Consider the following 24,768-nt stretch of genomic DNA (forward strand, 5'->3'; position numbering starts at 1 on the left):
GCGGTTCGGCCGGACCTGATCCCCAGGCCGGTGGCTAATAGCGGAGGTAAGCGTGGCGAAAGCAGCACCGGCAGAACAATTGAAATTGCTTGAACTGCAGGGACTGGATGCCAAGCTCAGGTCGCTTGCCGGCCGCCGGAAGGTTCTGGAAACGGATCCACGCATCACTGACCTCACGGACGCGCTGAGCGTGGCCAACGGCGAGCTTGGCGCGGCCAAGGTCGCCGTCCATGACGCAGAAACCGAACTCCGGCGGGCGGAAGCCGATGTGGAGCAGGTAGCCACCCGTATTGAACGCGACGAGACCCGGCTCAACAGTGGCACCGGCCTGTCCAAGGATCTGGTGGCCTTGCAGAGCGACATTGCTTCCCTCAACAAGCGTCGCTCTGACCTGGAAGATGTTGAACTCGAAATTCTTGAACGCCTGGATACTTTGCGCCAGCGTCAGGCCGCCCAGCAGTCGATCGTTAATGACATCCAAGGTTCCTTTGGCAGCATCCGAGCCGAACTGGATGAGGCTATTGCCGAGATTGCGGCAGAAGAAACGGTGGTTCGGGGGCAGCGTGCCGCCTTCGCTGATTCCCTGGACGCGGGAATTCTTGCCATCTACGAGAAGACCATTGCCAAGCGCGGAGTCGGTGCAGCCCGCCTGTTCCACGGCAAGTCCGAAGGTTCCGGCATGATGCTCAGTCCCGGCGACCTCGCCGAAGTCAAAGCCGCAGCGGAGGACGACATTGTCTTTTGCCCGGATTCAGGTGTCATCCTGGTTCGTTCGGCGGAGTGGAACTGACGCAGTCCGGCTTCGCCTGCAGCTGGTAGGTCAGCTGGACAGGATGATGTTGAGTGCGTGCGGCTTGCGGGCCGTACCCTCAACGAGTTCCGTCCTCCAGATTTCACACGCAGCTTTCAGCAGCTGCTCCGGGGTTGCAGGCGCCTTCCCTCGCCGGGTCAGCAAGTGCCGCGCCAGTTCGCCGCGGGTGTGCTTGGCGAAGTGACTGACCACCGTGCGCTTGCCGTTCGCCTCGTTGAAGACGTTGACATTGACTGTCTGCGACGCCGGGGGAGCCCAAGCCGCGGCGTAGGTGCTGGAACGGCAGTCCACCAACAGCTCGCCCTCAGCGCGATTGGCGAGGGCAGCGTTAAGCTGCGGCTTCCAGTACGAGGCGAGGCGGCCGACGTCGGGCAGTGCGGTTCCCATGGACAAGCGATAGGCAGGGACGTGGTCGCCAAAGCCGATGGCACCCCAGAGCGCGGAAACCACCAGGATGGACTCGTTGGCCTTGCGGCGCTGCGTCGACGTCATGCTCTTGTAGCCCAAGGCGTCGTAAAGGACCCCGGAATACACCTGGTGCGCGGGTGCCGCTGGCTCAGCATGCAGCCGCGTATTGCGTTCGACGTCGTCCCTCAGGGAGGCGCCGACCCCCAGCAAAGCGAGAGCGTCCTCGTGCGCGCTCACCGTCCCCAGTGCTTCGAGCACTTTGGCCCGGTAGGGGTTCAGTTCAGGAAAGCTGAGCGCATCCCAGTCGATGGAGGGGCCGTTGGCAGCGGGGGTCTTGCCTTCGGAAGGCGGCAGCAGAATCAGCACCAGTCGATATTACCGCCGGACTTTGGCACGTCCCGACGCCGGTAGACTGGACGGTGGATGGGTCGACCAGGCGGTCGCGCGTCACGTAAGTGGCTCGAGGAACGTCCGGGCTCCGCAGGGCAGGGTGGTGGGTAACGCCCACTCGGGGTGACCCGCAGGCCAGTGCCACAGAGAACAGACCGCCTGCGCGTTGTGATGTTTTGCATCGCAAGGCAGCAGGTAAGGGTGAAACGGTGGTGTAAGAGACCACCAGCTCCCTGGGTGACCGGGGAGGCTAGGTAAACCCCACCCGGAGCAAGGCCAGACAGGACACGTTTGAGGGCTGCCCGCCCGAGTGTCCGGGTAGGCTGCTGGAGGGCGTCGGCAACGGCGTCCGTAGATGGATGGCCGCCACTCCCTTGCCGGTAACAGCAGGGGATGACAGAACCCGGCGTATCGGTCGACCCATCCATTTATGACTCCCTGAAAACCGGGTGTGTGAGTGATTTCACGCCCCGGGGCCGCCTGCAAGCCCTCAGTCCGCCCTAGAATGGTTACTGAACGTAGATGTTCTGCCGCCGGGACTGCGTTCGCAGCCGGCGGATTTTCTTTGCTCTCGTTCAAGGCGCTGTGGGTGGACCGAAGCCCGCTGGCGCATGTGCCGCAGGACTACTCCGGGCGGCCGCTGCCATCTGCATACGAGGACGTATGTGGTTGACCCAAGGAAGGTAGTTCTGTGAGCCAGACGTCAGATTCTTGTCTTGATAAGTGGATGGGCCGGGAGGCTCTCGCCGAGGCCATGATTCCGGTAATCGGCCGGTTGTACCGGGAAAACAATGTGGTCACGAGCATCCACGGCCGGAGCCTGATCAACAAGTCCACCATGAACATCCTGAAGGCCCACCGTTTCGCGCGCCGGATGAGCAACCACGAACTTCTGCTCGAAGAGACCGCACCGCTGCTGAACGCGCTCTCTGAGTTGGAACTCGGCGCAGCCGCCATTGATATTGCACGCTTGACCGAGAAGTTCCGGGCCGAAGGCAACGGCGCCTCGCTGGATGAATACCTGCGCGCCGAGCTCGCCGAGATCGTGGGTAAGCGTGGCGCTGACGATCGCACCAGCACCGACGTCGTGCTGTACGGCTTCGGCCGCATCGGCCGCCTCTTGGCCCGCATCCTGATTGAGAAGGCCGGCGGCGGACACGGGTTGCGCCTCCGCGCGATCGTTGTCCGCAAGGGCGCTGACAATGACCTCGTAAAGCGTGCCTCACTGCTCCGCCGTGACTCCGTGCACGGCTCCTTTGAAGGAACCATCCGGGTGGATGAGGAAGCCAACACCATCACCGCCAATGGCGTACAGATCCAGGTCATCTACTCGGACAACCCGGCCACTGTGGATTACACCGCTTATGGCATCAAGGATGCTTTGGTAGTGGACAACACCGGCCGCTGGCGCGACGCCGATGGGCTTTCCCAGCACCTGCAGAGCAAGGGCGCAGCACGCGTGCTGCTCACTGCGCCGGGCAAGGGCGAACTCAAGAACATTGTTCACGGCATCAACCACCGAGACATCTCCGATGACGACAAGATCGTCACTGCGGCGTCCTGCACCACCAACGCGATTACGCCGGTGCTCAAGGCCATCAACGACAAATTCGGCATCATTCACGGCCACGTGGAGACGGTCCACTCGTTCACGAATGACCAGAACCTGATTGACAACTTCCACAAGGGAGATCGCCGCGGACGTTCCGCAGCGCTGAACATGGTCATCACGGAGACCGGTGCCGCAAAGGCCGTAGCCAAGGCACTCCCGGAACTGCAGGGCAAGCTCACGGGCAATGCCATCCGCGTACCCACCCCGGATGTCTCCATGGCCATCCTGAACCTCAACCTTGAGAAGGGCACCACTCGGGATGAAGTCAACGACTTCCTCCGCGAAATGTCCCTGCACTCGGACCTCCGCAAGCAGATCGATTACATCGACTCTCCGGATGTTGTCTCCACCGACTTCGTCGGCTCTCGCCGCGCGGGCATTGTTGATGGCCTCGCAACGATTTCCAACGACAAGAACCTCGTTCTTTATGTTTGGTACGACAACGAGTTCGGCTACTCCTGCCAGGTTGTTCGTGTGATGGAGGAAATGGCCGGTGTGAACCCGCCGTCGTTCCCCGCACGTGACGTGGTTGCTCCCATCGCCGTGCTTGAGGCGGCTGGAGCCTAGAAACTCCGAAGTATCCGCAGGTTTCCCGGCTGAGTCACTGGCATCAGCCGGGAAACCTGACCAAAATGGGGTCATGGAAAACGAAACGACGTTGGAACATGAAACCACGCTTGAACACGCCCTGGACGTAGCAAAGGCCAATCACAAGCAAGCCCAGAAACTCCTGGATCACGCCATCGCTGCCAATGCGGCCGGTGACGTCACAGATCAGCGCGTAGAACAGTTGCGCGGCCTCCTCACGGTGGCAACGGAGGACCTGCAGCGTGTGATGCGGGAGCAATAAGCCAGCGGAGCTCACCGCTGCCACTGAGATTCTCCATGCCCGCCCTGTGACTTGTCCTCCACACTGTGACTTTGTTCCCATCCCTGTGGATATCGGCTCTGACTGTCGGGGCCTTGTCCTACGCTCGTAGGACATTGCTTTCCCTCTGGATGGAGTCTCTTGAGTACCACTTGGTCTGCCTACAAACGTGCCCGCAGAAGGTCACGTCAAGCGTGGGCCATTCTTGGATTGGCCGCTGCAACGGTCGTCGCGGGGCTTTCCTGGTACTTCACTACCGGACAGTTCAACGCCGCAGAACCATGGGCGGCCGGCCCCAGCGAAGCCCCCGTCTTCAATCCTGGCTGGATGAAACCTCTGCGGGGGGCGGCACCGGTTGCCCCTGAGAAGGCAAGCGACGTTTTGGAGCGGCTCCCGGTCAAGGGACGGGCAGCGAAGTCGGACTACGACAGGGCCGCGTTCGGCCAGGCCTGGGCAGACGCTGACCGCAATGGGTGCGATACCCGAAATGACATTCTGCGCAGGGATCTTTCCGCGGTCGTCTTCACGGAAGGTTCATCCTGCAAGGTCTCCGGCGGTAGCTTTCACGAACCCTACACAGGGGCGCAGGTAACTTTCCAAAGAGGCCAGGACACCAGTTCTGCCGTTCAAATCGATCACGTGGTGGCCCTCGCCGACGCCTGGCAGAAGGGCGCCCAGCAGCTCACTGTCCAACAGCGGCAAATGTTCGCGAACGACCCCCTGAACCTGATCGCGGCGGACGGCCCCGCCAATGTCAAGAAAGGTGCAGGAGACGCGGCCACCTGGCTGCCCTCCAATAAGAATTTCCGCTGTCACTATGTCGCCCGGCAGGTCTCCGTCAAACAGGCCTATCAGCTCTGGGTCACGCAGGCCGAAAAGGACGCCATGAAGAGGGTTTTGTCGTCCTGCCCGGAACAGCAAACCATTTACAGCGCCAGGTGACCGTGCCCAAGCTGCCAGGTGCCGCCGTCGTCGATCCGCTCCAGGACCACGCGCTGCAGTGAGGTTTCCCGTGGGAGCTTATCCAGGTCCTGGAATCCCCGCTGCCTGAAGGTGAAGTAGATGGCGTCGGTAGCAGCATCAGTGCAGCGATCCAGCGTGAAGCGTCGGGCGAAAGACGCGATGTTGCTTTCAGGTAGCCGCTGTACCAGATACGGGTCCAGCATCCATGAATCGCAGGTGGCTGAGCGCGCAGGCTTGTCGGGAAAATACTGTGGGAAGAAAGATCTGGCCTCCGCGAAGCTGGCATCCACCAAGTCAGGGGAGAGCCCACCGTCTTCGGGGATATGGACGCCAAGAACCCAGTCCGAGTCCTGGCCTTCGGCAGGCACCAGATGGAACTGCAGACGGCCCAGCCGGAACAGATTTCCGGCCATATGCAACGTCAGCCAGGCCCAGGTATCCAAGCCAAACTGACCGTGGACCCGTCTGTTGATCCGGAGCTGTAGACCCAGATCTGCCAAGGAAGCCGCCGATACCGCCGAGTCGATTCCAAGATCCAGATGGTATGCGTGAACTGACGGGGCAAACCGGAGGAGTGCCTCGATCCAGACACTCTCCACGGCGCTTGAATCCTGCCCGGCGCCGTCAGCCTGAATGCGGTCTGCCTGAATACTGTCTACCGGAAAGGTCCCGAGCCTCTCCTGCATGGCCGTCATTGCGCGCAAGACGGGCTCTTCCGGAGGCGTGTTGAGGAGATGAGCACAGTCAGCAGCGTCTTCGCCGGTGATATCCAGGAGCGTGAAAAGCTCCGCATGAGGGTTGGCGGCCACGGTTCAGTGTCCGAAAGGATCGGGATCGACACCAGGCATCCAGGTCAGGCCGGGCACGCCCCAACCGTTCCTCTTGGCCTGCTTGAGCGCTTTTTTCGAGTAGCGGTCCACCAGGCGGTTTACGTACAGTTTGCCGTCCAGGTGGTCGAACTCATGCTGCAGAATTCTGGCGAACCATCCTGTTGCCTCAAAATCCAGCGGATTGCCGTCGCCGTCGAAGCCCTGAACCCGCGTCCATTCAGCTCGCTGCAACGGATAATATTCGCCCGGGAAGGAGAGGCATCCTTCAACGTGTTCGTCGGGGTCAGGAAGCGCCCCGGAAACCTTGGAAAGCGTCAGTACTGGGTTGACCACCACTCCCTGCTCCGGAACGTCGTCATCGTTGGCGTACTTGTAAACGAAAAGCCGCTTGCCCACGCCGATCTGCGGGGCGGCGAGCCCAACCCCGTTGGCGGCATCATTTGTCTCGAACATGTCCGCGATCAGGCCGCGGAGCTCGTCGTCGAAAGCTTCCACCTCGCTTGCCCGGCGGTGCAACACAGGTTCGCCCCAGATGGTGACTGGCAGGACGGTCATCTCAGTAAATTCCTTCATCTAGCGCTGTAGTCCCGTGCGCCCGGCCCGGGTTAAAAGCAAAGGCCGCACCGGATAACCGGTGCGGCCTTTGTGGAAACCGGCTCTGGAGCCAATCTCGGTGGGGTGAGCTACGGGGGTTGAACCCGCGACCTCCTGGACCACAACCAGGCGCTCTGCCAACTGAGCTAAGCCCACCATGTGCCTTTTTGGACTGAACCGTTTGACCGGCTTTCCTTCAAGGCAACGACAAATAGCTTACCTGCTGTTTTGGGGTGCAAAGTCCACTTTTGCCGGTTTTGGCGAAAAAACCTCAAAAAATGGTGCAGATCACACCCTTTCGCTGGATCCCAAGGTCTCGGCGGTGGCCATGATGTCCTTGGAAATGCGCTGGGCCGTGGCGGTGTCCGGTCCCGGCGCCGGAACAAAAACTGCCTGGCGGTAGTACCGGAGCTCGTCAATGGAGTCCTTGATGTCGCCCAAGGCGCGGTGGCCGCCGTGCTTGGCCGGGGACTGGAAGTAAGCCCGCGGGAACCAGCGGCGTGAGAGCTCTTTGATGGTGCTGACGTCGATGACGCGGTAGTGGAGGTGTTCCACGATGTTGGGCATGTCCCTGGCCAGGAACATCCTGTCCGTTCCCACGGAGTTTCCGCCCAAGGGAGCCTTGCGGGGATCCGGGACCCATTTTTCGATGTACTCGAGGACCTGTGCCTCGGCCTCGGCCATGGTTTTTCCGTGGGGGAGCTCGTCCAGAAGCTTGGAGCGGGTGTGCATGTCCCGCACAAAGTCGTTCATTTGCTCCAGCGCGGCGTCGTCGGGCTTGATGACGACATCTACGCCGTCGCCCAGAATGTTGAGCTCGGAATCCGTCACTAACGCTGCAACCTCAATCAAGGCGTCGTTTATGAGGTCCAAGCCGGTCATCTCGCAGTCGATCCAGACGATGCGTTCATTAGTAATAGGCACGCGCCCAGCCTATCCCTCAGTGGCTTCCAAGTGCTCCGATGGTAGGATTTTTGAGCGCGGCAGTGTCGTTTATTCCTGTTGCCGAAAGCCCCCATGACGCAGAATTTTGACCCGAACACAGCGGGTGAACGATTGGATGACGACCACATGACGGTGCCAGTACCCGCCGCCCAGTTGGCAGGGGCAGCAACGCCGTCAGCCGGCGCTGTAACCGGCGAGGTAGATAACGCACGTTCGCCATTGATCGCCGGCTTCATCGGTTCGATGTTCATGGTGTTCGGCTCGTTGGGCGTTGGCTGGCTCGCGCCGGTCTCTGAACTCCGTCGTCTGCCGCTTTTCATCTGGATGCGCACCGAAGGCGTGGGCGTTGGGCTGTCCATTGTGTTGCTGGCCATCGGTGGCATGCTGCTTGTCCGTGCCTGGCTTCGGCTGGGGCAACGCGTCCGAGTGTGGGGATTGGAAGCCCGGAGGGCGACGTTGCAGGCCGTGGCGGCCTGGGGTTTGCCCATGATGTTCACTGTTCCCCTCTTCAGCCGGGACGTCTACGCCTACATTGGTCAAGGCCGGTTGATGGTGGAAGGCATCAATCCTTATGAGAACGGGATTTCGGCCCTGCCCAACTACTTTCAGCTTGGCGCTGACAAGATGTGGACCGAGGCGCCGGTTCCCTACGGCCAGTTGTTCCTGTGGATTGAGCAGTTTGTGGTGTGGGTGACCAACGTGCAGCCCGAAGCAAGCATCATGCTTTTCAGGCTTGTTGCTGCAGCGGGTGTGGTCCTCTGCATCATCTACGTACCCAAGCTGGCAGAGCTCCACGGCGTGAATCCGCACAGGGCACTGTGGCTGACAGCAGCCAACCCGCTTTTTCTCACCAACTTCATTGCCAGTGTCCATAATGACGCCCTGATGATCGGGCTGGCACTGGCAGGGCTGTACTACTGCGCAACCCGCCGTGTCATGTGGGGGCTGGTCCTGGTGACGCTGTCCATCTCGATTAAGCCGATAACGGTGGTGTTCCTTCCCTTCATAGGGCTCTTGTGGGCAGGCAAGCATGCCTCATGGCCGCGCAAATTCCTCTACTGGGCCCTCACAGCGGCTCTGAGCTTCGGGCTTCTCTACGCCTTGAGCCTGGTCAACGGTTTCGGATTCGGTTGGATCAACGGCCTGTCAGCTCCCGGCAGCGTGTGGATCTGGTATGCGCCAGTTGGTCTCATCGGAATGGTTGTTGCCCTGATTTTCAATGCCTTTGGCTTGGACGGCTGGGCTTTGGCGAAGTGGGTTTACGACGCCGGCAAGGTGCTGATGGTTGCAGCCGTGGCCTGGCTGATTTTCCGGGGCGACTACGATCGCCTGATGCGCCGCCTTACCCTGGCTTTTGCTGTGATTGTCCTTCTCGCCCCCATGATCCAGTCCTGGTATGTGGTGTGGTTGATACCGCTTTTCGCTGTGACCGGAATCCGCAACGACTGGCAGGTCAAAGCGCTCTACTTCATCGTTTCGTTCTTTATGGTTTACGCGATCTCGGACCAGCTGGACGTCTTCCCCTATCTTCAGAGCGAAGACTTGGGACTGGCCCTCATTTTGGCCCGTTACGGCGCAGCCCTCATTGCGCTCTTGTTCGCCATTTACCTGATCTTCGTGGACCCGAAGACAAAGGGCTTGTTCCGTGTGCGGGATGAAGCCGGTTTGCGTCCTATTATTTAGCGCCTTTTGGCCGGGCCCTCATCTTTTCCGGTTAGCTGTGCGGCAACAGCCGCAGTGCCTCGCGGGTGGATAGTGGACTCAGGGCGCCTGCGTTGCTGGAAGCGAATGCCCTGACCCACTCAGGGTCCGTTTTGCTGTACTCGCGTAGCGCCCATCCGATCGCCTTACGAATGAAGAACTCGTTGTCGGAGAGATTCGGGGAGATAACTTCTGCCAGGAGGCCGGCGTCAGTCTTTGACTTGGCTCCCAGTTGTGCAGTGATTGCCGCCCGACGAACCCACATGTCATCATCCTTGGACCATTGAAGAAGGATCGGAGTCATCGTGGATCTGTGGGCGAGCAGGAGTCCACAAATCCGGTGCGCGACTCCGTCCACGAGGTCCCACCAAGCGCCCGTCCGGATAATCTCCTCGTAAATGGGCAGCATGTGAAGGTCTTCCTTGACTATTCGCAGGCCCGTCAGGTCGATGGCTGCATACCGCTCTTCACGGGCCTCAGCATGGCGCCACAACTCAAGCACGGCGCTTCGCAGATCATCCGGTGACTTCACCGGGAACTGCTTCGCCGCCGCCTTCACAATTTTGCGTACCTCTGGAACGCGGACACCCAAAGAAGGCATATCGGATTTCATGTACGCCTGGGCTCCGAGTCCCCGCGTGGCGTCGGCGGCTGAACGGAGACTAGACCGGATCGAGTGCACGAGGACATTGTTGGTCATGCCCCAACTCTAGGGTGGCTGTGGGCCACCAGGATTCCAGCGGTGGCCAGGGGACCAGCGGGCCTCGCCCCCGCTGAGGGGCCGCCGTAGAGTGGGGAGATGTCAATGCTGAAATCACCGGACCAGATTGCGATGATGCGTGAAGCCGGGCGCGTTGTGGCCAATGCATTATCCGCCGTGCGGGAGCACGCTGCTGTGGGCATTTCGCTTAAGGAGCTCGACGACGTTGCAGCGGCCGTGATCTCCGACGCCGGAGCCAAACCCGCCTTCCTCGACTACCACCCGCGGTGGGCGGCAGTGCCGTTCCCGGGCGTGATATGCACCAGCGTCAACGACGCCGTGGTCCACGGGATCCCGAATGGATACGTACTTGAGGACGGCGATCTGCTGAGTGTCGATTGCGGCGCCTTCCTGGAGGGCTGGTGTGGTGATGCGGCCGTCAGCTTTGTTGTGGGAACCGCAACTCCGGAGGATCAGGACTTGGTGGAAGCCACAGAGGCGGCACTCGCGCGCGGGATCGAGGCAGCCCGCGTCGGCAACAAGATGGGTGACCTCGCCTATGCAATCGGCGGTGAGGCGAAACGTGCGGGCTTTGGGTTGTTGGCTGATCACGGTGGGCATGGCATCGGCCGAACAATGCATGCCGAACCTCCCGTTCCCAACCTGGGCCGGCCTGGCCGGGGCATGAAGCTCGAAGACGGCCTGGTCATTGCCATTGAACCCATGTTGATAATGGGCGGCAAGGACGACTATTACCATGACGAGGACGAATGGACTCTTCGTTCAGCAAACGGCCGACGAGCCGCCCACAGCGAACACACCGTAGCTATCACGGCTGAGGGCCCGGTCATTTTGACACTGCCGTAAGCGGCGTCTGAACCGCATTAGTGTTTCTCAAGCCGCACAACTGGCCGGCCCCGAACTGATTCGGACACTGCGCGGAATCCGGCAGCCGTGAAAAGCGAGAGTGTGCCGTGGAACAAGTCCGAGGCTGTCGCCTTGGTTCGTTGATCCGTATCCACCGGATAGGCCTCAATCGCGTCAGCGCCGTGATGGAAAGCGTGGTCAACCGCCGCAGACAGCAGCGCGGAGGAGACCCCGGTGCGCCTGTGCCGGGGTGCCACGACGAAGCAGCTCACCGCCCATAGATCCGCTTGGTCCTCGGTGCCTGAACTCGCCCCGCCCATGAGGACCTGCGATCTCTTGAGCCGCGGGTAACCTTGCCGCGGTTCAACTGCACACCATCCGACCGGGTGTCCATCCCGGAATGCCAGAACGCCGGGTGCCGGGCCTGATGTGAACGCTGACCTCAACAATTCCTTACGGTCACCCGGCGATGAGCTGGTCCAATCTTTGGCGGTAAGGGCGAACCACCGGCACCAGCACCGGGATGGTTCGCCCTTGGTTCCGAACAATTCTTCAACGGCCGCCCAGGTAGCAGGAGCCGATTCGATCATCGAAGGAGCATGGTCGTGTGGCATGGACCCAGAATAGGCCCGACGCGCAGGGCTGGTCCCGCAGGCCTTCGAGTCTTGGCGCACCGATCAAACGCCGGCACCCACCAATTCTCCTGTTGTGGTGTTGACCATGAGAGGGCCGGTGCCGTCGGGGTTGTCCAGGGTGCTTGCGATGGACTCTTCTTCGGGATGAACGCTCTCCTGGTCTTCGGAGTCCCACTCGTCGTTGCGGTCCGGGGTCCCAGGCGCTTCCACAACGGGCGTCGAGTCGGCAGGGGCTGAGGTGCCATTCATTCTGGTGAAGTTGGCAGAGCCCCACATGAGGTCATGCCCTACTGATTCGGCGTCGATTTCGGCCACATGGTAGACGCGGCCCTCATGTTCCCATTGCCGCAGCCGTAGCCTCCCCACCACGAGCACCCGCTGTCCCTTTTTGATGCTGCATCCAACATGCCCGGCGAGGAAGCGGAATGACTGAACGGTGTACCAGTTGGTGTTTCCGTCCACCCAGGTGCTGGTGGCGCGATCGTAGCGGCGCTCCGTGGTTCCAAGGCGGAATGATGCGGTGGCAGTGCCCCGCGTAGTGGTGGAACTCTTAACCTCCGAGGCCACGAAGCCCCGGACGCTGATCATGTCATTCATTAGTGGTCCTTCTCGGTGTAGTGAGTGCCTGTCCGGCGCTTTCAGCTTCATCCAGGAAGGACGGGGAGGGGAGGTCCGTAATCGTCTATGTGAATAACCTTGGCGATACAGCCGTTGTGGAGGAATAGAACGTGGTCGCGTGGTGGTGGCAAGCTGTTGTGCGATCGCACTGTAAACTCTTTGTGGCGCCAGCGGCCCACGTTGGCAATGGCGTCAGTGCGCCCCAGTAGCTCAGGGGATAGAGCAGCGGCCTTCTAATCCGCCGGTCGGGGGTTCGATTCCCTCCTGGGGCACAAAAAATATCCCCCTCGGAACAAGGTCCGAGGGGGATGTCACTTTAAGGCTTTGATTCAAGAAGTTCTTTGAGATTCCGGAGTACCAACTCCCACACCCCGGTGGACTGCTCCACTTCCTTCTCGCTCGAATTGTTGCCCTGCGTGATGGTCACCGCCGTCAGCTTGGGCTTCTCCGTCTCGGCAGGGTCCTCAGTTACGCGGTATTCCACGGTATGTCGGTTCTCGGGAACGTCTGGAAGCCCCGACGCTGGACTGTAGTGTGTGGTCCTCAGTAACGTCGGAGGTTCGAAGGCAAGGATGGTGCCCCTGTCCTGGTAGGGCTTGCCGTTGTACTCGCCCGAGTACGTAATCGGGTCACCCACCCGCCACGTGGTAGTGACGTTGGTGCCCAGGAAATACTGCTGAATGAGAGCCGGTTCAGTCAGCGCCTCCCACACCTTTTCCCGCGGGGCAGCAATGGTGATCGACGCGACAGCATCACGCGATTGTCCGCTCATGGTGGGCCCTCCCATTCCTCATGACTTCCTGAACTTCACTCCGGACAGCAGGAAACCCCTGCAGGCGAAACGCTACGCCGGTCTGCACGCCACGTGAATGGCGCGTTCGCCTGTGAATGGCAGAATGGCTAGGTGATGAGCAGGCGAACCGAACAGGCAAACGGCAAGGCAGCAGATGCATCGAGAGTCGGCGTCGCCGGAATGATGCTGATGATTGCTGCGGCATTGACCATGACGGCTTGCACGGCAGCGCCGGCGCCTTCCCCCGGACAGTCGGCGTCTTCCGCTGTCCAGCCAGCGGTTTCCCCCTCCCCGTCCGCCAGCCCGCAAGCCACAGCCACGGCTGACCCCGCTGTTGTGGCAACCACTTCGGCAGTGGAGTCGACGCTGAAAACCTTGGTTGCCGGTAACCCCAAGCCCGACCGGGAGACGTTGAGGGCTGCCTTGGTCTCGGCGGGAATCCCCAATGACAATGTTGAGGTGTCCGTGAGCCGAACACCTACCGGGCTCGACGTTGACGCCATGGAAGCCGCGGCGCGGACGGGTGATAGTTGCATCATGGGGCAAATCCGCGATGGCGGGGTAGTGGTCACTGTGCTGCCCGTGTTGGCCACCGGAAAGTGCTTCGTGGGAGACGCCCGCTAGTTCCACTGCAGCGCTCGAATGTGAGTTATGTACGCCTACCCATTAGATTTAAGGGCATGGCGGAATTCATTTACACAATGACCAAGGCTCGCAAGGCCGTTGGCGACAAACTTATTCTGGACGATGTCAGCATGTCGTTCTACCCTGGCGCGAAGATTGGCGTTGTGGGCCCGAACGGTGCTGGTAAGTCCACCATCCTGAAGATCATGGCCGGACTGGACACCCCGTCAAACGGCGAGGCCCGCCTGAGCCCCGGCTACACCGTGGGCATCCTCCTGCAGGAACCGCCGCTGAACGAGGAAAAGACCGTCCTGGGCAACGTCCAGGAAGGTGTTGGCGAGATCTATGGCAAGATCCAGCGCTTCAATGAGATTTCCGAAGAAATGGCCAACCCGGACGCCGACTACGAGACGCTCCTGGATGAGATGGGCAAGCTTCAGGAAGCTATTGATGCCGCGGATGCCTGGGATATTGATTCCCAGCTTGAGCAGGCCATGGATGCGCTGCGCTGCCCGCCGGCTGACTCTGATGTCACCGTCCTCTCCGGTGGTGAACGCCGCCGCGTAGCGCTCTGCAAGCTTCTCCTGCAGAAGCCCGACCTTCTGCTCCTTGACGAGCCCACCAACCACTTGGACGCCGAGAGCGTTCTTTGGCTGGAGCAGCACCTCTCCCAGTACCCCGGTGCAGTTCTCGCAGTGACCCACGATCGCTACTTCCTGGACCACGTGGCTGAGTGGATTGCAGAAGTCGACCGTGGGCACCTCTACCCTTACGAGGGCAACTACTCCACCTACCTGGAGAAGAAGAAAGCCCGACTGGAGGTCCAGGGCAAGAAGGACGCGAAGCTCTCCAAGCGCCTTACCGAAGAACTTGAGTGGGTGCGCTCCAACGCCAAGGGCCGCCAGACCAAGTCAAAGGCTCGTCTGGCCCGCTATGAAGAAATGGCTGCAGAGGCTGATCGCACCCGCAAGCTGGACTTCGAAGAGATCCAGATTCCGCCGGGACCGCGCCTGGGCTCCTTGGTCATCGAGGCCAAGAACCTGAAGAAGGGCTTCGACGATCGAGTACTGATCGATGGCCTCTCCTTCTCCCTTCCCCGCAACGGCATTGTGGGCGTCATCGGCCCCAACGGTGTGGGTAAGTCCACGCTGTTCAAGACGATCGTGGGCATGGAGCCTTTGGACGACGGTGAGCTCAAGATCGGCGAGTCCGTGAAGATCTCCTATGTGGACCAGTCCCGTGGCGGCATCGACCCCAACAAGTCCCTCTGGGAAGTTGTCTCCGAAGGCCATGATTTCCTTCAGGTCGGTCACGTTGAAATGCCTTCGCGAGCCTACGTTTCAGCTTTTGGTTTCAAGGGCCCGGACCAGCAGAAGAAAGCCGGTGTGCTCTCCGGTGGTGAGCGCAACCGCCTCAACCTGGCACTGACGCTCAAGCAGGGTGGCAACCTTCTCCTCCTTGACGAACCTACCAACGACCTCGACGTCGAAACCCTGGGCAGCCTTGAGAACGCCCTTCTCGAATTCCCGGGCTGCGCTGTAGTGGTATCGCACGACCGTTGGTTCCTGGACCGGGTGGCTACCCACATCCTCGCTTACGAAGGTGACGACGAAAACCCCTCCAAGTGGTACTGGTTCGAGGGTAACTTCGACTCCTACGAGGAGAACAAGGTAGAGCGACTCGGCCCCGACGCCGCCAAGCCCCACCGCGTTACCCACCGTCGCCTGACCCGCGACTAGCACTAAGCCGTAAACACCAAGAGGCCGGTCCCACCAGGGACCGGCCTCTTGGCTCTAAAAAAGGCTACGGCAGCGCAACGCTACGGAATCCGCACCATGCCCTCCTGAGCCACGGTGGCGACGTGAACGCCGTCGCGATTGAAGATGCGTCCCGTGGCAAGTCCGCGGGCGCCTTGGGCGCTGGGGGATTCCTGGACGTAGAGCATCCACTCATCCACCCGGACGGGGCGATGCCACCACATGGCGTGGTCGAGGCTGGCGACGCTCATTCCCGGTGTCATCCACGCGAGGCCGTGCGCACGGAGAATGGACTCCAGCAGGGTGTAGTCGCTCGCATACGCAAGCGCTGCCCGGTGGAGGTTGGGGTCATCCGGGAGGGGGCCCATTGTCTTCATCCAGACAGCGTTGGTAGCTACGTGATCGGCGGGCGGGGACACGTACAGGGCGGGGTCGATGTGCCGGACGTCAAAGGGCCGCTCGGAGGACATATGGCGCGCCAGGGGATGGTCGAAATGGGACAGCAACTCAGCGGTGCTGGGCAGGGATTCCGGATCCGGGATGCCTTCGGGCATCTGCGATTGATGGTCCACACCGCTGTCTTCCACCTGGAAGGAAGCGATCATGGAGAGGATCGGCACCCCGTCCTGGTAGGCGTGAACGCGGCGGGCGGAGAAAGACCGGCCGTCCCGAAGCCTCTCCACCCCGAAGGTGATGGGCTTGTTGGCATCACCCGGACGCAGGAAGTACCCGTGCATGGAGTGTGCCACCCGGTCCGGTTCCACGGTCCTCATGCCTGCAACCATGGATTGCGCTAGAACCTGTCCACCGAAAACCCGGTGCCTGGGCTGCTTCTGGGAGGGGCCCAGGAAGATGTCCTCGTTGGTTCGGGCGCCGTCAAAGTCACCGAGGTCCAGCAGGCCGATCAGCACTTCCATGGGGTCTTCTACGGGTGCTTCCACCTCGAGGCCAGCGTTCGTCTCAGTCATGGTTCGACTTTAGACGCCGCCCCGACCCCTCTCAACCGGGGACATGCCGGTAGAGTCGATGATGTGACAGACGTCCTGACCCAGTCCTTCCGCTTCGCCGATCCCCGTGACCTCGCAGACCTGCGAACCTTTGTCACGAGGGCAAAAAGCATCGACGACGGCGCCATCCGCCTCCAGGCCTCGGGCAACGTCCTGGCCGCATACGTATGCGTCCTGAGGCCACGCATCCTGGGTGAATCGACCCCCACCATCCTCGGATTGAGGACCATGGCCCTCGCCCAGCCTGCGCAAGCTGATGTCACTGTGACGCTTGCATCCGTCCTGGACCGGCTGGCCCGATCAGGGGCCGAGGACGTGGAACTGCCCATCCCGCCGTCGACAGTTTCTGAGTCCTGGGCGGGCGTGGGCGCGCCCCGGAACGGGTGGGAAACCCAGGGAACAGTACCGGACTCAGTCCTGAAGTCGGCGGCGGAGTCCGGCATTGCCGAGGTGGCCGGCGCCGTTCCGGCTCTGGCGGGCGCGCCAGTGGTGAACACCGCCAGGGCGGCAGTGTGGGGCCGGGAGCTTCCCGGTCTGGACGAGCTGCCGGCGGGCGCAGCCTTCGCTGCTTTTGCCTTGGGTTTCCTGGGCGATGCCGAGCAGAGGGTGTTCCGCAACGGCCGCTGGTTCCGCCTGAGCGGACCCCGCGGCCATGTGCTGGTCAGGACCGGGGCAGGCCTGGGACTCGGCTTCTAGAAGTTAGGCGCCCGCTGAAGGACTGTTGATCATGGTGAGGGCTGCCCGCTCCATGTAGTCCCACAAGGTGCCTTCATGCAGCGGCGAGAGCTCCAACGAGTCAACGGCCGCCCGCATGTGGAACAGCCAGCGATCTTTGGCCTCGGGCGTGACCCGGAACGGCATGTGGCGCATGCGCAGGCGGGGGTGCCCGCGTTCCTCGCCGTACGTGGTGGGACCGCCCCAGTACTGCTCAAGGAACATGAGGAAGCGGCGCTTCGCCGGTCCAAGGTCCTCTTCGGGGTACATGGGTCGCAGCAACGGATCGGTTGCCACGCCGTCGTAGAAGACGTCGATGAGCTTGACGAACGTCTCATGTCCGCCGACTGCTGCGTAGAAGCTGTCCGTATAGGCGGGCTGGCTGAACGGATCGTTCTGCATCAGCTGGCGCCGGGGACCCGATTGGGGTGCCGGGGGTTGCCCGTCTGTGGTGCTACTCATTGGACTTCTCCTCGGCTTTGGTGACGCGCGGTGCGCCTGCTGTCACCGGCGCGGCTGCAGCACCGGGTTGATCACTGGCATCCGGCGTTTCCAGTGGCACGTATTCTCCTTGGGAGCGGTTGCCGACCCTGAGGATTTCGCCGTTCCGCAGGTACCAGATGGCTCCATCTTCCGCGCGGACCCGGGTAATACGCAGGCCCACGGACTCAACGGTACCAATCACTTCGCTGGTGACGATCACGTCACCGATTCCGTACTGGTCTTCGATGGTGATGAAGATTCCTGCGAGGAAGTCGCGGATCAATTGCTGGGCGCCGAAACCAATGGCGACACCGAGGATTCCGACGCTGGTCAGCAGCGGTGCGACGTCCACGTTCATGTACTTGAGCACGTAGATGATCACGATGACCACCACCACGACGCTCACCAAGCTGGTGAGCAACGAGCCAATGGTCTCGGCGCGCTGCGAGCGACGTTCGTGATCCAGCGCGCGGATGGCAGGTTGCACCCACTTGAAGTGCGGTTTTTTGAAGAAGGAGCTTCCTGCGGATACTCGTCGGGTGATGCGAAGAATGATGAAGCGTGCCACGACCCACACAGCCAGGCCCACGCCCACTGTGATGAGGATTGACATGAGGTCGATTTTCTCGGGTTCGATGTTGATGGTTTCCGCTAAGGGGATGGAGGTCAAGGTGGAATATCTCCTTGTCGTCGGCCCGTGTTCGCCGGGCGCGGAACACTCTGTCCACGTACAACCCTAGCGCCGTAGCGTGACGGTATGCGCATCCTGGTTCTGGGCGGTACTGCCTTCCTGTCAGCAGAAATCGCACGGCAGGCCGTTGCTGCCGGACATGATGTCACCTGTTTGGCGCGGGGTACTGCAGCGAGCCCGCCCGACGGCGTCACGTGGGTCAGGGGCGACCGCGCCCTGGGTGCCGCAGCCTTCGCGGACCTCAAGGGACACTGGGACTCGGTGGTAGAGGTGTCCCGCGATCCGGTCCAGGCCCGTGAGGCCCTCGAAGCGTTGGGTGCAGGAACAGGGCATTGGACGTTCGTTTCCAGCTGCTCGGTGTATGCCGACCATTCGGTTCCTGGTGCCGATGAGAGTGCTGCATTGCTCGAACCCCTGCCGGCAGGCCAGGCAGGCACCCCGGAAACCTATGGAGAGTCCAAGTCGGCTATCGAGCACATGACGCTCGCCGCCGTAGGGGAGAAGGCACACATCGTCCGTGCCGGACTGATAGGCGGGCCGGGGGACGGTACCGACAGATACGGCTATTGGCCGGCTCGGTTTGCAGCGAACACTGACCCTGTCCTGGTTCCGGATATCCCGGACGACCCGACACAGATCATTGATGTCCGGGATCTCGCGGCATGGACCCTGCAGTCCGCCGAACACGGGCTGACGGGGACCTACAACGCCCTGGGAGACGTGGTGCGGTTCGAGGATTATCTCACCGAGTCGCAGAGGGCTGCGGGTAATCCGGAAGCGGTTGTTATCCGGCCCACTGAGGAATGGTTGGTGGAACACGGCGTGGACTATTGGGCAGGGCCGGATTCACTGCCCCTCTGGCTGCCGAAGGGCCATGACGGCTTTCAAGCGCGGACCAACCGGGCCGCACGTGAGCGCGGTATGACCCTGCGTCCCTGGCAGGAGACCTTGGCGGCCACACTCCAGGATGAACGTGAGCGAGGCCTGGAGAGAGACCGCAAAGCCGGCCTGAGCCGGGACACCGAACGAAAACTCGTGGCACTGTGGCGGCGCGAACAGCGCTAGGCTTCGGCCGCCGTCGTCATTGGTTCGTGGAGGACCGGGAAGTTGACGCTACGGGCGATGAAGCAAACTTTGTTGGCCTCATGATGCAGCTGCGGGACCAATTCCGCGTGGGCGGGATCGGCAATGGTGACGTGCGGCTTCAGCGTGACACTTTCGAACTGCCCGCTGCCGTCCCGGTTGAGCTTCATGAGCCCTTCAGCGTTGTCCTCATAGCCGGTCACCACCACACCGTGCTTGACGGCCACATGAAGGAAAGACAGCATGTGGCATTGCGAGAGGGCTGCGAGCAGCAGCTGTTCCGGGTTGTAGCGGGTCCGGTCTCCATGGAAGGTGGGATCTGCTGAACCCTTGAGTGTGGGAAGGCCACTGATCTCAATGTCATGATCCCGGGAATACGCCCGGTACCCGGCAGTGCCTTCACCGAGGTTGCCGGTCCAGCGGACGGTGAGCGCGTAATGGTGTTCGTGGAGGCCCATGCGGACAGTTTAGCCATGGAGTGCCGGCTGTCCGCACGGGCCTCATAAGAGGCGGGTTTTAGACGTCCGCAGCCCTTGCCCGCAGTGCCCGGGCTACGCCGTCGCGGTTTTCCAACATCATGCGGCGCAGGGCTGCGCTTTCTTTGGGAAGTCCAGCCAGGAACGTGTCGGTGCGGTCCACCGTGGCCTGCGTTGTGAGCTGCGCCGGGTAGAGACCCACCACAATCTGCTGGGCCAGGGCATGCGTGCGTTCCTCGACGATTCCGGGCACGGCCGCGAAGTACAGTTCCGAGAAAGGCTCCAACAAGGCAGCGTCAGTGACACGCATGAAACCTGCCACTGCCGAGGCCTGCAGAGCGTTGGACAGTTCTCCCTTGACCACGATTGAGTCCCAGGCTGCTGCCTTGGCTTCAGGGGTGGGAATGGCTGCTTTGGCCAGTGCCGCCGCATTGTGGCCGTTGGAGGTGTTGTCGAGTGCAAGCTCCTCATCGATGCGGGCCTGGTCCTGTCGTCCACCGGCAACCAGTGCGGTGAGCAACTCCCACCGCATGTCCTGATCAATGCTGAGGCCTTCGAGTGTCTCCGCGCCGTCCAGGAGGGCCTGAAGGCGGTCGAACTGCGCTCCGCTGCGTGCCAGCTGGGCGTAGGACTTGGCGAACTGCAGCTGGGCATCCGATCCCGCCACAGCGGCGGATGCCAGGTCCCACAGCTTGTCTGCGGCAGCGATGGTCGTTTCCAACTTGTGCTCAGCTGCCACGTAGTAGCTCAGGGTGGTGGCGAGCTGACGTAGCTGGACCAGGATGACGGAGGAGTCTGTTTCAGAGGCGATGTTCGCAAGGATCAGGTCCACGTAGCCGCGGGCGGGAGTTTCGCCGTCGCGGGCTGCATCCCATGCCGAACCCCAGACCAAGGTACGCGGCAGGCTGGCTGCGAAGTCTTTCAGATGGGCTTTGGCGGTGGCGAGGGAGTGTTCGTCCAGGCGGACCTTGGCGTAGGCGAGGTCGTCGTCGTTGAGAAGGATCAAGTCCGGCCGGGCCTTGCCCACCAACGCGGGTACTTCGGTGCGGGGGCCATCGACGTCGAGTTCCTCGCGATGGGTCCGCTCCAGCTTGCCGTCGCCGGAGAGTGAGTAGAAGCCGACGGCGAGTCGGTGCGGGCGGAGGGTGGGCTGTTCCTCGATGGCAGTCTGGAGGATCGCGAAGCCGGTGATGGTGCCATCGGCGTCAACGGTCAGCTCGGGAGCGAGGGTGTTCACGCCGGCCGTTTCGAGCCACAGTTTGCCCCATGCGTCCAGGTCCCGGCCACTGGCGGCCTCGAGCTCCACCATGAGGTGGGCCAGTTCGGTGTTCTTCCAGGCATGCTTGGCGAAGTACGTGCGGACGCCGGCCATGAACTGTTCCGGACCCACCCAGGCCACCAACTGCCGCAGCACCGAGGCGCCTTTGGCGTAGGTGATGCCGTCGAAGTTCACCTCCACGTCTTCGAGGTTGTTGATTTCGGCGAAGATCGGGTGCGTGGTGGGCAGCTGGTCCTGCTTGTAGGCCCAGGACTTTTCCACCGAAGCGAAAGTTGTCCAAGCCTTGTCGAATTCAGTGTTTTCCACGGCGGCCAGGTGCGACATGTATTCGGCGAAGGATTCGTTGAGCCAGAGGTCGTTCCACCAACGCATGGTCACCAGGTCCCCGAACCACATGTGCGCCAGTTCATGCAGGACCGTGATGGCGCGACGTTCGATTTGGGCGCCGGTGACCTTCCCTCGGAAGACGTAGCCTTCCAGGATGGTCACAGCACCGGCGTTTTCCATGGCTCCGGCGTTGAACTCGGGGACGAAGAGTTGATCGTATTTCTCGAAGGGGTACGGGAACCCGAACTGTGCCTCGAAAAACTCGAAGCCTTGGCGGGTCAATTCGAAGATGTTGTCGGCGTCCAGGTATTGCATGAGTGATTTCCGGGCAAAGACTCCCAGGGGAATGACCCGGCCGTCGGAGCTTGTGACCTCGGAGCGGACTGACTGGTACGGTCCGGCAATCAAGGCTGTGACGTAGGAGGAAAGGCGCGGTGTAGGGGCGAAGTTCCACACGGAGCGCGCAGTGCCATCCTCGGCAGCAGGGGCTTCAACGGGAACCGGGGTGGGGGAGTTGGAGATGACGTCCCAGTGCGACGGCGCCGTGACCGTGAACGTGAAGCTTGCCTTCAGATCGGGCTGCTCAAAGACGGCGAACATGCGCCGGGAGTCAGGAACTTCGAACTGAGTGTAGAGGTAAACCTCGCCGTCAACGGGGTCAACGAAGCGGTGGAGCCCTTCGCCGGTGTTCATGTACGGAGCATCCGCCACCACCACGAGCTCGTTATCCGCTGCGAGATCAGGTAGCTGAATGCGGACACCGTCCGAGACCTCCGCCGGGTCCAGTTCAACGCCATTGAGCGTCACGCTGTGGACTGCTGCGGTGATGGCATCGATGAACGTGGAGGAAGCCGGCTCCGCGGAAAACCTGACCACGGTGGTGGAGCCGAAAGTCTCCGTACCCTGGGTCAGGTCCAAAGTGACGTTGTACGACTCGACGTTGAGCAGTTCGGCGCGTTTCGAGGCTTCGTCGCGCGTGAGGTTCAGGCCTGGCAAGTGGTGCCTCCGAAGATTTTTGAAGGGCCGGCCGGTCATGGCCGGACGCTGGTGTGAAGCCATTCTTTCACTCCGCGCCGGTAAGGCAAGGAGCTGGAACCACAGTGTCGCTCCACGGAGTAGCGTTGGATCATGGCATCCTTCCGGGAAACCCTCGATTTCCGCGCGCTGAGGTTTGCGGTGGTCTTTCCGCTGCTGCTCGCCGTCGGGTTTGTGGTGTGCGCCCAGATGCTGCGGAACAACCTCCCCAGCCCTGTTGCCGTGATGTGGAACGCCGACGGCGGAAGCTCGTTCGCGCCTTTCGGCGCCTATGTGGGCGGCGGGGCTGCCCTGATCGTCTTCTGTGGCTGGGCCGTTTTCCTCCAAGCGGTGTCCATCACCAGGCCTGTGATCATGCGACGCGTCATGATGGGCCTCGGCCTGACGGTGAGCCTCTTCATCACCACTGTGGTGGCGGCAGGACTGGTGGGCCAATCAGGCCTGGCGGACGCGCGCGAGTCCCACGTTGACGGGATCGTGCTGGCCATGGGCAGCGGCGCCGCCTTGGCTTTGGGCGTTGTGATGATGTTCGCTTTCAAACCGGACCCGCGCTGGACCAGGGAGGATGACGTGGCGCTCCAAGAAGAGCTGCGGCTTCTTGAAGATCCCGATCTCGCCCGCGACACGCTTCGGCTTTGGGTGCACGCCCGGAGTTCCGTTTTCATCATGATCGTCGTCTCGGCGCTGTTCCCCGCCGCACTGATTGCAATCGCTGTCCCATGGCTCGGCGCACTGGTTGCAGTGGCCGCGTTGGTTGGCGCAGGTTTCCTCTTTGCGAGGGTACGGGCCGATAGGGGAGGGCTTCAAGTATTCGCCGGTGGCATTGTGCGGGTCCTGACCGTGCCCGCCGTCGACATCGCCGCTGCCGCTCCAGCGGTTGTGAAGGCCGCAGATTATGGCGGGTGGGGCTGGCGGCACCACGATGACGCCACCGCGATGCTCGTTGGAAGTGGCCCGGCCGTCGTCGTAAGGAAACTTAATGGGGGCCGGGTGGCGCTCAGCGCCGGCACCCAGTCTTCAGCCGACAAACTAGCCGGGGTTCTCAACCGGGCGGCGCATCGCGCCCAAGGCGACGGGCAGGCCCAACAACCCGGGTAGCGGTACCCTAGGTAGCGCATCCCTCATCGCCGCGTCAGGCCACATGCCACACCCGCGCGCCAGAAAGAACGGACTTCCTGTGACTACACCCCGCGTCCACATCGCTACGGATCACGCCGGCATGGAACTGAGTGCCCACTTGGTCAGCCACCTCACTGCCAAAGGCTACGAAGTGGTGGATCACGGGCCCAAGGAGTACGACGCCCTGGACGACTACCCATCCTTCTGCATCAACGCCGGCGTTGCTGTGGTGGCAGACCAGGAAGCCGGCGTGCACGCACTCGGCATCGTTCTGGGCGGCTCGGGCAATGGCGAGCAAATCGCCGCCAACAAGGTCAAAGGCGTCCGGGCTGCGCTTGCTTGGAACCTCTCCACGGCCAAGCTGGCCCGGGAGCACAACGACGCCAATGTGGTGGCTGTAGGAGGCCGTCAGCACAGCGTTGAGGAAGCCACGGAGCTGATCGAAGCCTTCCTGCAGGAGCCGTTCAGCAACGACGAGCGGCACGTTCGCCGTATCGGGAAGATCGCCGTGTACGAAACCACCGGCGAGATCGTCGAGTAGTGCCGGAGGGGCATTCGGTCCATAGGCTGGCCCGCCAATTCCAGGATGTTTTTGGCGGCCGGCGCCTGGACGTCTCCAGCCCGCAGGGACGCTTTGCTTCCGGCGCAGAGCTGCTGACCGGGCACACCATGGTGGATGCCATGGCCCACGGGAAGCAGTTCTTCCTCAGGTTTGATCACGAGTTGTTCCTCCACGTCCACCTGGGCCTGTACGGAGCGTGGAGCTTTGGCGGCGACAGTTCCTTCACCGGTGCCTCCAGCATCGGTGCGCCGCGTCGAATCGGCGAACGGGAAAGCGGGTCGGCTTCCGAGGACGGCGAGTACGCTGGCCCGCCCCCGCCGATCGGCGCGGTGCGCGTCCGATTGGTATCTGACCACGGTTGGGCCGATCTCCGGGGTGCCACAACCTGCGCAGCCATTACCGCTGCTGAGGCTGCGGCCGTGCTGGCACGCCTCGGCCCGGATCCGCTGCATAACCGGCCCGGCGACCGGGACGAATTCATTCGACGCCTGCGCCGCCGTAAGACGGCGGTAGCGTTGCTGATGATGGACCAGTCGGTGTTGGCCGGCGTGGGGAACATCTACCGAGCCGAAGTCTTGTTCCGGCAGGCAGTAGACCCATGGACGCCCGGAAGCAGCATCGACACCGAGACCGCCGCCCGTCTGTGGGATGACACGGTGGACACCATGTCCGACGGCGTTCGCGACGGACGGATTGTTACGACGCCCCCGACGCTTTGGACAGGGGACGGCAGAACAGCGCCCGACGCCGATGCCCACTTTGTCTACAAGCGCGACGGCATGCCCTGCCGGGCCTGCGGGACGCTGGTGGGGATGACGGAAATAGGTGCACGCAAGCTCTATTGGTGTCCCGGCTGCCAGGTCTAACGCAGTTCCG

General features: G+C 61.9%; 26 protein-coding genes, 2 tRNA genes and 1 other RNA gene. 15 read left to right on the forward strand and 14 right to left on the reverse strand.

Annotated features, from left to right (window positions below; all coding sequences use genetic code 11):
- The first annotated feature begins 52 nt into the window (after nt 1-52).
- Nucleotides 53-790, forward strand: a complete 738-nt coding sequence (locus tag ACIQH5_RS00105) for a zinc ribbon domain-containing protein (RefSeq protein WP_400399247.1) — start codon at nt 53-55, stop codon at nt 788-790.
- 30 nt (nt 791-820) lie between these two features.
- On the opposite strand, the gene ACIQH5_RS00110 is transcribed toward ACIQH5_RS00105, so the two are convergent.
- Nucleotides 821-1,585 carry a YaaA family protein gene (locus tag ACIQH5_RS00110; RefSeq protein WP_400399248.1) on the reverse strand — a complete coding sequence of 255 codons (765 nt, stop codon included), beginning with the start codon at nt 1,583-1,585 and terminating at the stop codon, nt 821-823.
- Between the two features lie 58 nt (nt 1,586-1,643).
- On the opposite strand from ACIQH5_RS00110, the gene rnpB reads away from it, so the two are divergent.
- The 4 genes from rnpB to ACIQH5_RS00130 all read left to right on the forward strand — a co-directional run bounded on the left by rnpB (nt 1,644) and on the right by ACIQH5_RS00130 (nt 5,031).
- Nucleotides 1,644-2,036, forward strand: an RNA gene (gene rnpB, locus ACIQH5_RS00115) — RNase P RNA component class A.
- Between the two features lie 264 nt (nt 2,037-2,300).
- On the forward strand, nt 2,301-3,788 hold the full coding sequence (locus ACIQH5_RS00120; RefSeq protein ID WP_400399250.1) for a glyceraldehyde-3-phosphate dehydrogenase: 1,488 nt from the start codon (nt 2,301-2,303) through the stop codon (nt 3,786-3,788).
- A gap of 73 nt (nt 3,789-3,861) precedes the next feature.
- Entirely contained in the window at nt 3,862-4,071 is a 210-nt protein-coding gene (locus ACIQH5_RS00125) for a hypothetical protein (protein ID WP_400399252.1), read from the forward strand.
- 159 nt (nt 4,072-4,230) lie between these two features.
- Complete coding sequence (locus ACIQH5_RS00130; protein ID WP_400399254.1) at nt 4,231-5,031, forward strand: HNH endonuclease family protein; 801 nt, start codon at nt 4,231-4,233, stop codon at nt 5,029-5,031.
- Here ACIQH5_RS00130 and ACIQH5_RS00135 read toward each other — a convergent pair.
- The 4 genes from ACIQH5_RS00135 to orn all read right to left on the reverse strand — a co-directional run bounded on the left by ACIQH5_RS00135 (nt 5,016) and on the right by orn (nt 7,400).
- Nucleotides 5,016-5,861, reverse strand: coding sequence for an acyltransferase domain-containing protein (locus ACIQH5_RS00135; RefSeq protein ID WP_400399256.1), 846 nt, complete (start codon nt 5,859-5,861; stop codon nt 5,016-5,018). The genes ACIQH5_RS00130 and ACIQH5_RS00135 overlap by 16 nt on opposite strands.
- A gap of 3 nt (nt 5,862-5,864) precedes the next feature.
- Entirely contained in the window at nt 5,865-6,437 is a 573-nt protein-coding gene (gene def / locus ACIQH5_RS00140; RefSeq protein WP_024817041.1) for a peptide deformylase, read from the reverse strand.
- 119 nt (nt 6,438-6,556) lie between these two features.
- A tRNA-His gene (locus ACIQH5_RS00145) sits at nt 6,557-6,632 on the reverse strand.
- A gap of 132 nt (nt 6,633-6,764) precedes the next feature.
- A complete protein-coding gene (orn, locus tag ACIQH5_RS00150) occupies nt 6,765-7,400 on the reverse strand; it encodes an oligoribonuclease (RefSeq protein WP_400399258.1) in 636 nt (211 codons plus the stop codon).
- Nucleotides 7,401-7,547: 147 nt separating this feature from the next.
- On the opposite strand from orn, the gene mptB reads away from it, so the two are divergent.
- Nucleotides 7,548-9,104: a polyprenol phosphomannose-dependent alpha 1,6 mannosyltransferase MptB gene (gene mptB, locus ACIQH5_RS00155; RefSeq protein ID WP_400400218.1), complete on the forward strand. Its 1,557-nt coding sequence runs from the start codon at nt 7,548-7,550 to the stop codon at nt 9,102-9,104.
- Nucleotides 9,105-9,135: 31 nt separating this feature from the next.
- Here mptB and ACIQH5_RS00160 read toward each other — a convergent pair whose 3' ends face one another.
- Nucleotides 9,136-9,822, reverse strand: a complete 687-nt coding sequence (locus ACIQH5_RS00160; protein ID WP_400399260.1) for a DNA alkylation repair protein — start codon at nt 9,820-9,822, stop codon at nt 9,136-9,138.
- A gap of 99 nt (nt 9,823-9,921) precedes the next feature.
- Here ACIQH5_RS00160 and map point away from each other — a divergent pair, with 99 nt between their 5' ends.
- Nucleotides 9,922-10,689, forward strand: coding sequence for a type I methionyl aminopeptidase (gene map, locus ACIQH5_RS00165; protein WP_400399262.1), 768 nt, complete (start codon nt 9,922-9,924; stop codon nt 10,687-10,689).
- A 17-nt stretch (nt 10,690-10,706) separates the two neighbouring features.
- Here the strand turns inward: map and ACIQH5_RS00170 are convergent, their stop codons facing one another.
- Nucleotides 10,707-11,303: a GNAT family N-acetyltransferase gene (locus ACIQH5_RS00170; protein ID WP_400399264.1), complete on the reverse strand. Its 597-nt coding sequence runs from the start codon at nt 11,301-11,303 to the stop codon at nt 10,707-10,709.
- A 63-nt stretch (nt 11,304-11,366) separates the two neighbouring features.
- Nucleotides 11,367-11,921: a single-stranded DNA-binding protein gene (locus tag ACIQH5_RS00175; protein ID WP_400399266.1), complete on the reverse strand. Its 555-nt coding sequence runs from the start codon at nt 11,919-11,921 to the stop codon at nt 11,367-11,369.
- A 220-nt stretch (nt 11,922-12,141) separates the two neighbouring features.
- Here ACIQH5_RS00175 and ACIQH5_RS00180 point away from each other — a divergent pair.
- A tRNA-Arg gene (locus tag ACIQH5_RS00180) sits at nt 12,142-12,214 on the forward strand.
- 44 nt (nt 12,215-12,258) lie between these two features.
- On the opposite strand, the gene ACIQH5_RS00185 is transcribed toward ACIQH5_RS00180, so the two are convergent.
- Nucleotides 12,259-12,714 (reverse strand): SRPBCC domain-containing protein, encoded by a 456-nt coding sequence (locus ACIQH5_RS00185; protein ID WP_400399268.1) that lies wholly within the window; start codon nt 12,712-12,714, stop codon nt 12,259-12,261.
- A gap of 135 nt (nt 12,715-12,849) precedes the next feature.
- Here ACIQH5_RS00185 and ACIQH5_RS00190 point away from each other — a divergent pair, with 135 nt between their 5' ends.
- Both ACIQH5_RS00190 and ettA read left to right on the forward strand, forming a co-directional pair.
- Entirely contained in the window at nt 12,850-13,359 is a 510-nt protein-coding gene (locus ACIQH5_RS00190) for a DUF6993 domain-containing protein (RefSeq protein WP_400399270.1), read from the forward strand.
- A 56-nt stretch (nt 13,360-13,415) separates the two neighbouring features.
- Nucleotides 13,416-15,098 carry an energy-dependent translational throttle protein EttA gene (gene ettA, locus ACIQH5_RS00195; protein WP_105693031.1) on the forward strand — a complete coding sequence of 561 codons (1,683 nt, stop codon included), beginning with the start codon at nt 13,416-13,418 and terminating at the stop codon, nt 15,096-15,098.
- 80 nt (nt 15,099-15,178) lie between these two features.
- On the opposite strand, the gene ACIQH5_RS00200 is transcribed toward ettA, so the two are convergent.
- The gene (locus ACIQH5_RS00200) at nt 15,179-16,084 is read right to left on the reverse strand and encodes an acyl-CoA thioesterase (RefSeq protein WP_400399272.1); all 906 of its coding nucleotides are present in this window, start codon (nt 16,082-16,084) and stop codon (nt 15,179-15,181) included.
- Between the two features lie 63 nt (nt 16,085-16,147).
- On the opposite strand from ACIQH5_RS00200, the gene ACIQH5_RS00205 reads away from it, so the two are divergent.
- Nucleotides 16,148-16,819 carry a hypothetical protein gene (locus ACIQH5_RS00205; RefSeq protein WP_400399274.1) on the forward strand — a complete coding sequence of 224 codons (672 nt, stop codon included), beginning with the start codon at nt 16,148-16,150 and terminating at the stop codon, nt 16,817-16,819.
- Nucleotides 16,820-16,822: 3 nt separating this feature from the next.
- Here ACIQH5_RS00205 and ACIQH5_RS00210 read toward each other — a convergent pair whose 3' ends face one another.
- Nucleotides 16,823-17,299, reverse strand: a complete 477-nt coding sequence (locus tag ACIQH5_RS00210; RefSeq protein ID WP_062069209.1) for a globin — start codon at nt 17,297-17,299, stop codon at nt 16,823-16,825.
- Complete coding sequence (locus ACIQH5_RS00215; RefSeq protein ID WP_400399276.1) at nt 17,292-17,990, reverse strand: mechanosensitive ion channel family protein; 699 nt, start codon at nt 17,988-17,990, stop codon at nt 17,292-17,294. The genes ACIQH5_RS00210 and ACIQH5_RS00215 overlap by 8 nt, the downstream gene beginning before the upstream one ends.
- Nucleotides 17,991-18,077: 87 nt before the next feature.
- Here ACIQH5_RS00215 and ACIQH5_RS00220 point away from each other — a divergent pair, with 87 nt between their 5' ends.
- Nucleotides 18,078-19,076, forward strand: a complete 999-nt coding sequence (locus ACIQH5_RS00220; protein WP_400399278.1) for an NAD-dependent epimerase/dehydratase family protein — start codon at nt 18,078-18,080, stop codon at nt 19,074-19,076.
- Here ACIQH5_RS00220 and ACIQH5_RS00225 read toward each other — a convergent pair.
- Nucleotides 19,073-19,552: an OsmC family protein gene (locus tag ACIQH5_RS00225; protein WP_400399280.1), complete on the reverse strand. Its 480-nt coding sequence runs from the start codon at nt 19,550-19,552 to the stop codon at nt 19,073-19,075. The genes ACIQH5_RS00220 and ACIQH5_RS00225 overlap by 4 nt on opposite strands.
- A gap of 58 nt (nt 19,553-19,610) precedes the next feature.
- Nucleotides 19,611-22,211, reverse strand: coding sequence for an aminopeptidase N (pepN, locus tag ACIQH5_RS00230; protein ID WP_400400219.1), 2,601 nt, complete (start codon nt 22,209-22,211; stop codon nt 19,611-19,613).
- A 93-nt stretch (nt 22,212-22,304) separates the two neighbouring features.
- Here pepN and ACIQH5_RS00235 point away from each other — a divergent pair, with 93 nt between their 5' ends.
- Genes ACIQH5_RS00235 through ACIQH5_RS00245 form a run of 3 tightly spaced genes read left to right on the forward strand, consistent with a single transcriptional unit; the run spans nt 22,305 to nt 24,758 of the window.
- Entirely contained in the window at nt 22,305-23,309 is a 1,005-nt protein-coding gene (locus ACIQH5_RS00235; RefSeq protein WP_400399282.1) for a hypothetical protein, read from the forward strand.
- 43 nt (nt 23,310-23,352) lie between these two features.
- Nucleotides 23,353-23,871, forward strand: coding sequence for a ribose-5-phosphate isomerase (locus ACIQH5_RS00240; RefSeq protein ID WP_400399284.1), 519 nt, complete (start codon nt 23,353-23,355; stop codon nt 23,869-23,871).
- Entirely contained in the window at nt 23,871-24,758 is an 888-nt protein-coding gene (locus tag ACIQH5_RS00245; protein ID WP_400399286.1) for an Fpg/Nei family DNA glycosylase, read from the forward strand. The genes ACIQH5_RS00240 and ACIQH5_RS00245 overlap by 1 nt, the downstream gene beginning before the upstream one ends.
- Nucleotides 24,759-24,768 lie beyond the last annotated feature (10 nt).

This window comes from Paenarthrobacter sp. NPDC091711 (assembly GCF_044756605.1).
In the GTDB taxonomy this organism is placed as follows: domain Bacteria; phylum Actinomycetota; class Actinomycetes; order Actinomycetales; family Micrococcaceae; genus Arthrobacter.

Bases quoted from the DNA above. Each gene is read 5' to 3' on its own strand.
- ACIQH5_RS00125 (WP_400399252.1), top strand. From the start codon at position 3,862: ATGGAAAACGAAACGACGTTGGAACATGAAACCACGCTTGAACACGCC.
- def (WP_024817041.1), bottom strand. From the start codon at position 6,437: ATGACCGTCCTGCCAGTCACCATCTGGGGCGAACCTGTGTTGCACCGC.
- mptB (WP_400400218.1), top strand. From the start codon at position 7,548: ATGACGGTGCCAGTACCCGCCGCCCAGTTGGCAGGGGCAGCAACGCCG.
- ACIQH5_RS00160 (WP_400399260.1), bottom strand. From the start codon at position 9,822: ATGACCAACAATGTCCTCGTGCACTCGATCCGGTCTAGTCTCCGTTCA.
- map (WP_400399262.1), top strand. From the start codon at position 9,922: ATGTCAATGCTGAAATCACCGGACCAGATTGCGATGATGCGTGAAGCC.
- ACIQH5_RS00170 (WP_400399264.1), bottom strand. From the start codon at position 11,303: ATGCCACACGACCATGCTCCTTCGATGATCGAATCGGCTCCTGCTACC.
- ACIQH5_RS00175 (WP_400399266.1), bottom strand. From the start codon at position 11,921: ATGAATGACATGATCAGCGTCCGGGGCTTCGTGGCCTCGGAGGTTAAG.
- ACIQH5_RS00185 (WP_400399268.1), bottom strand. From the start codon at position 12,714: ATGAGCGGACAATCGCGTGATGCTGTCGCGTCGATCACCATTGCTGCC.
- ACIQH5_RS00190 (WP_400399270.1), top strand. From the start codon at position 12,850: ATGAGCAGGCGAACCGAACAGGCAAACGGCAAGGCAGCAGATGCATCG.
- ettA (WP_105693031.1), top strand. From the start codon at position 13,416: ATGGCGGAATTCATTTACACAATGACCAAGGCTCGCAAGGCCGTTGGC.
- ACIQH5_RS00200 (WP_400399272.1), bottom strand. From the start codon at position 16,084: ATGACTGAGACGAACGCTGGCCTCGAGGTGGAAGCACCCGTAGAAGAC.
- ACIQH5_RS00210 (WP_062069209.1), bottom strand. From the start codon at position 17,299: ATGAGTAGCACCACAGACGGGCAACCCCCGGCACCCCAATCGGGTCCC.
- ACIQH5_RS00220 (WP_400399278.1), top strand. From the start codon at position 18,078: ATGCGCATCCTGGTTCTGGGCGGTACTGCCTTCCTGTCAGCAGAAATC.
- ACIQH5_RS00225 (WP_400399280.1), bottom strand. From the start codon at position 19,552: ATGGGCCTCCACGAACACCATTACGCGCTCACCGTCCGCTGGACCGGC.
- pepN (WP_400400219.1), bottom strand. From the start codon at position 22,211: ATGACCGGCCGGCCCTTCAAAAATCTTCGGAGGCACCACTTGCCAGGC.
- ACIQH5_RS00235 (WP_400399282.1), top strand. From the start codon at position 22,305: ATGGCATCCTTCCGGGAAACCCTCGATTTCCGCGCGCTGAGGTTTGCG.
- ACIQH5_RS00240 (WP_400399284.1), top strand. From the start codon at position 23,353: ATGCCACACCCGCGCGCCAGAAAGAACGGACTTCCTGTGACTACACCC.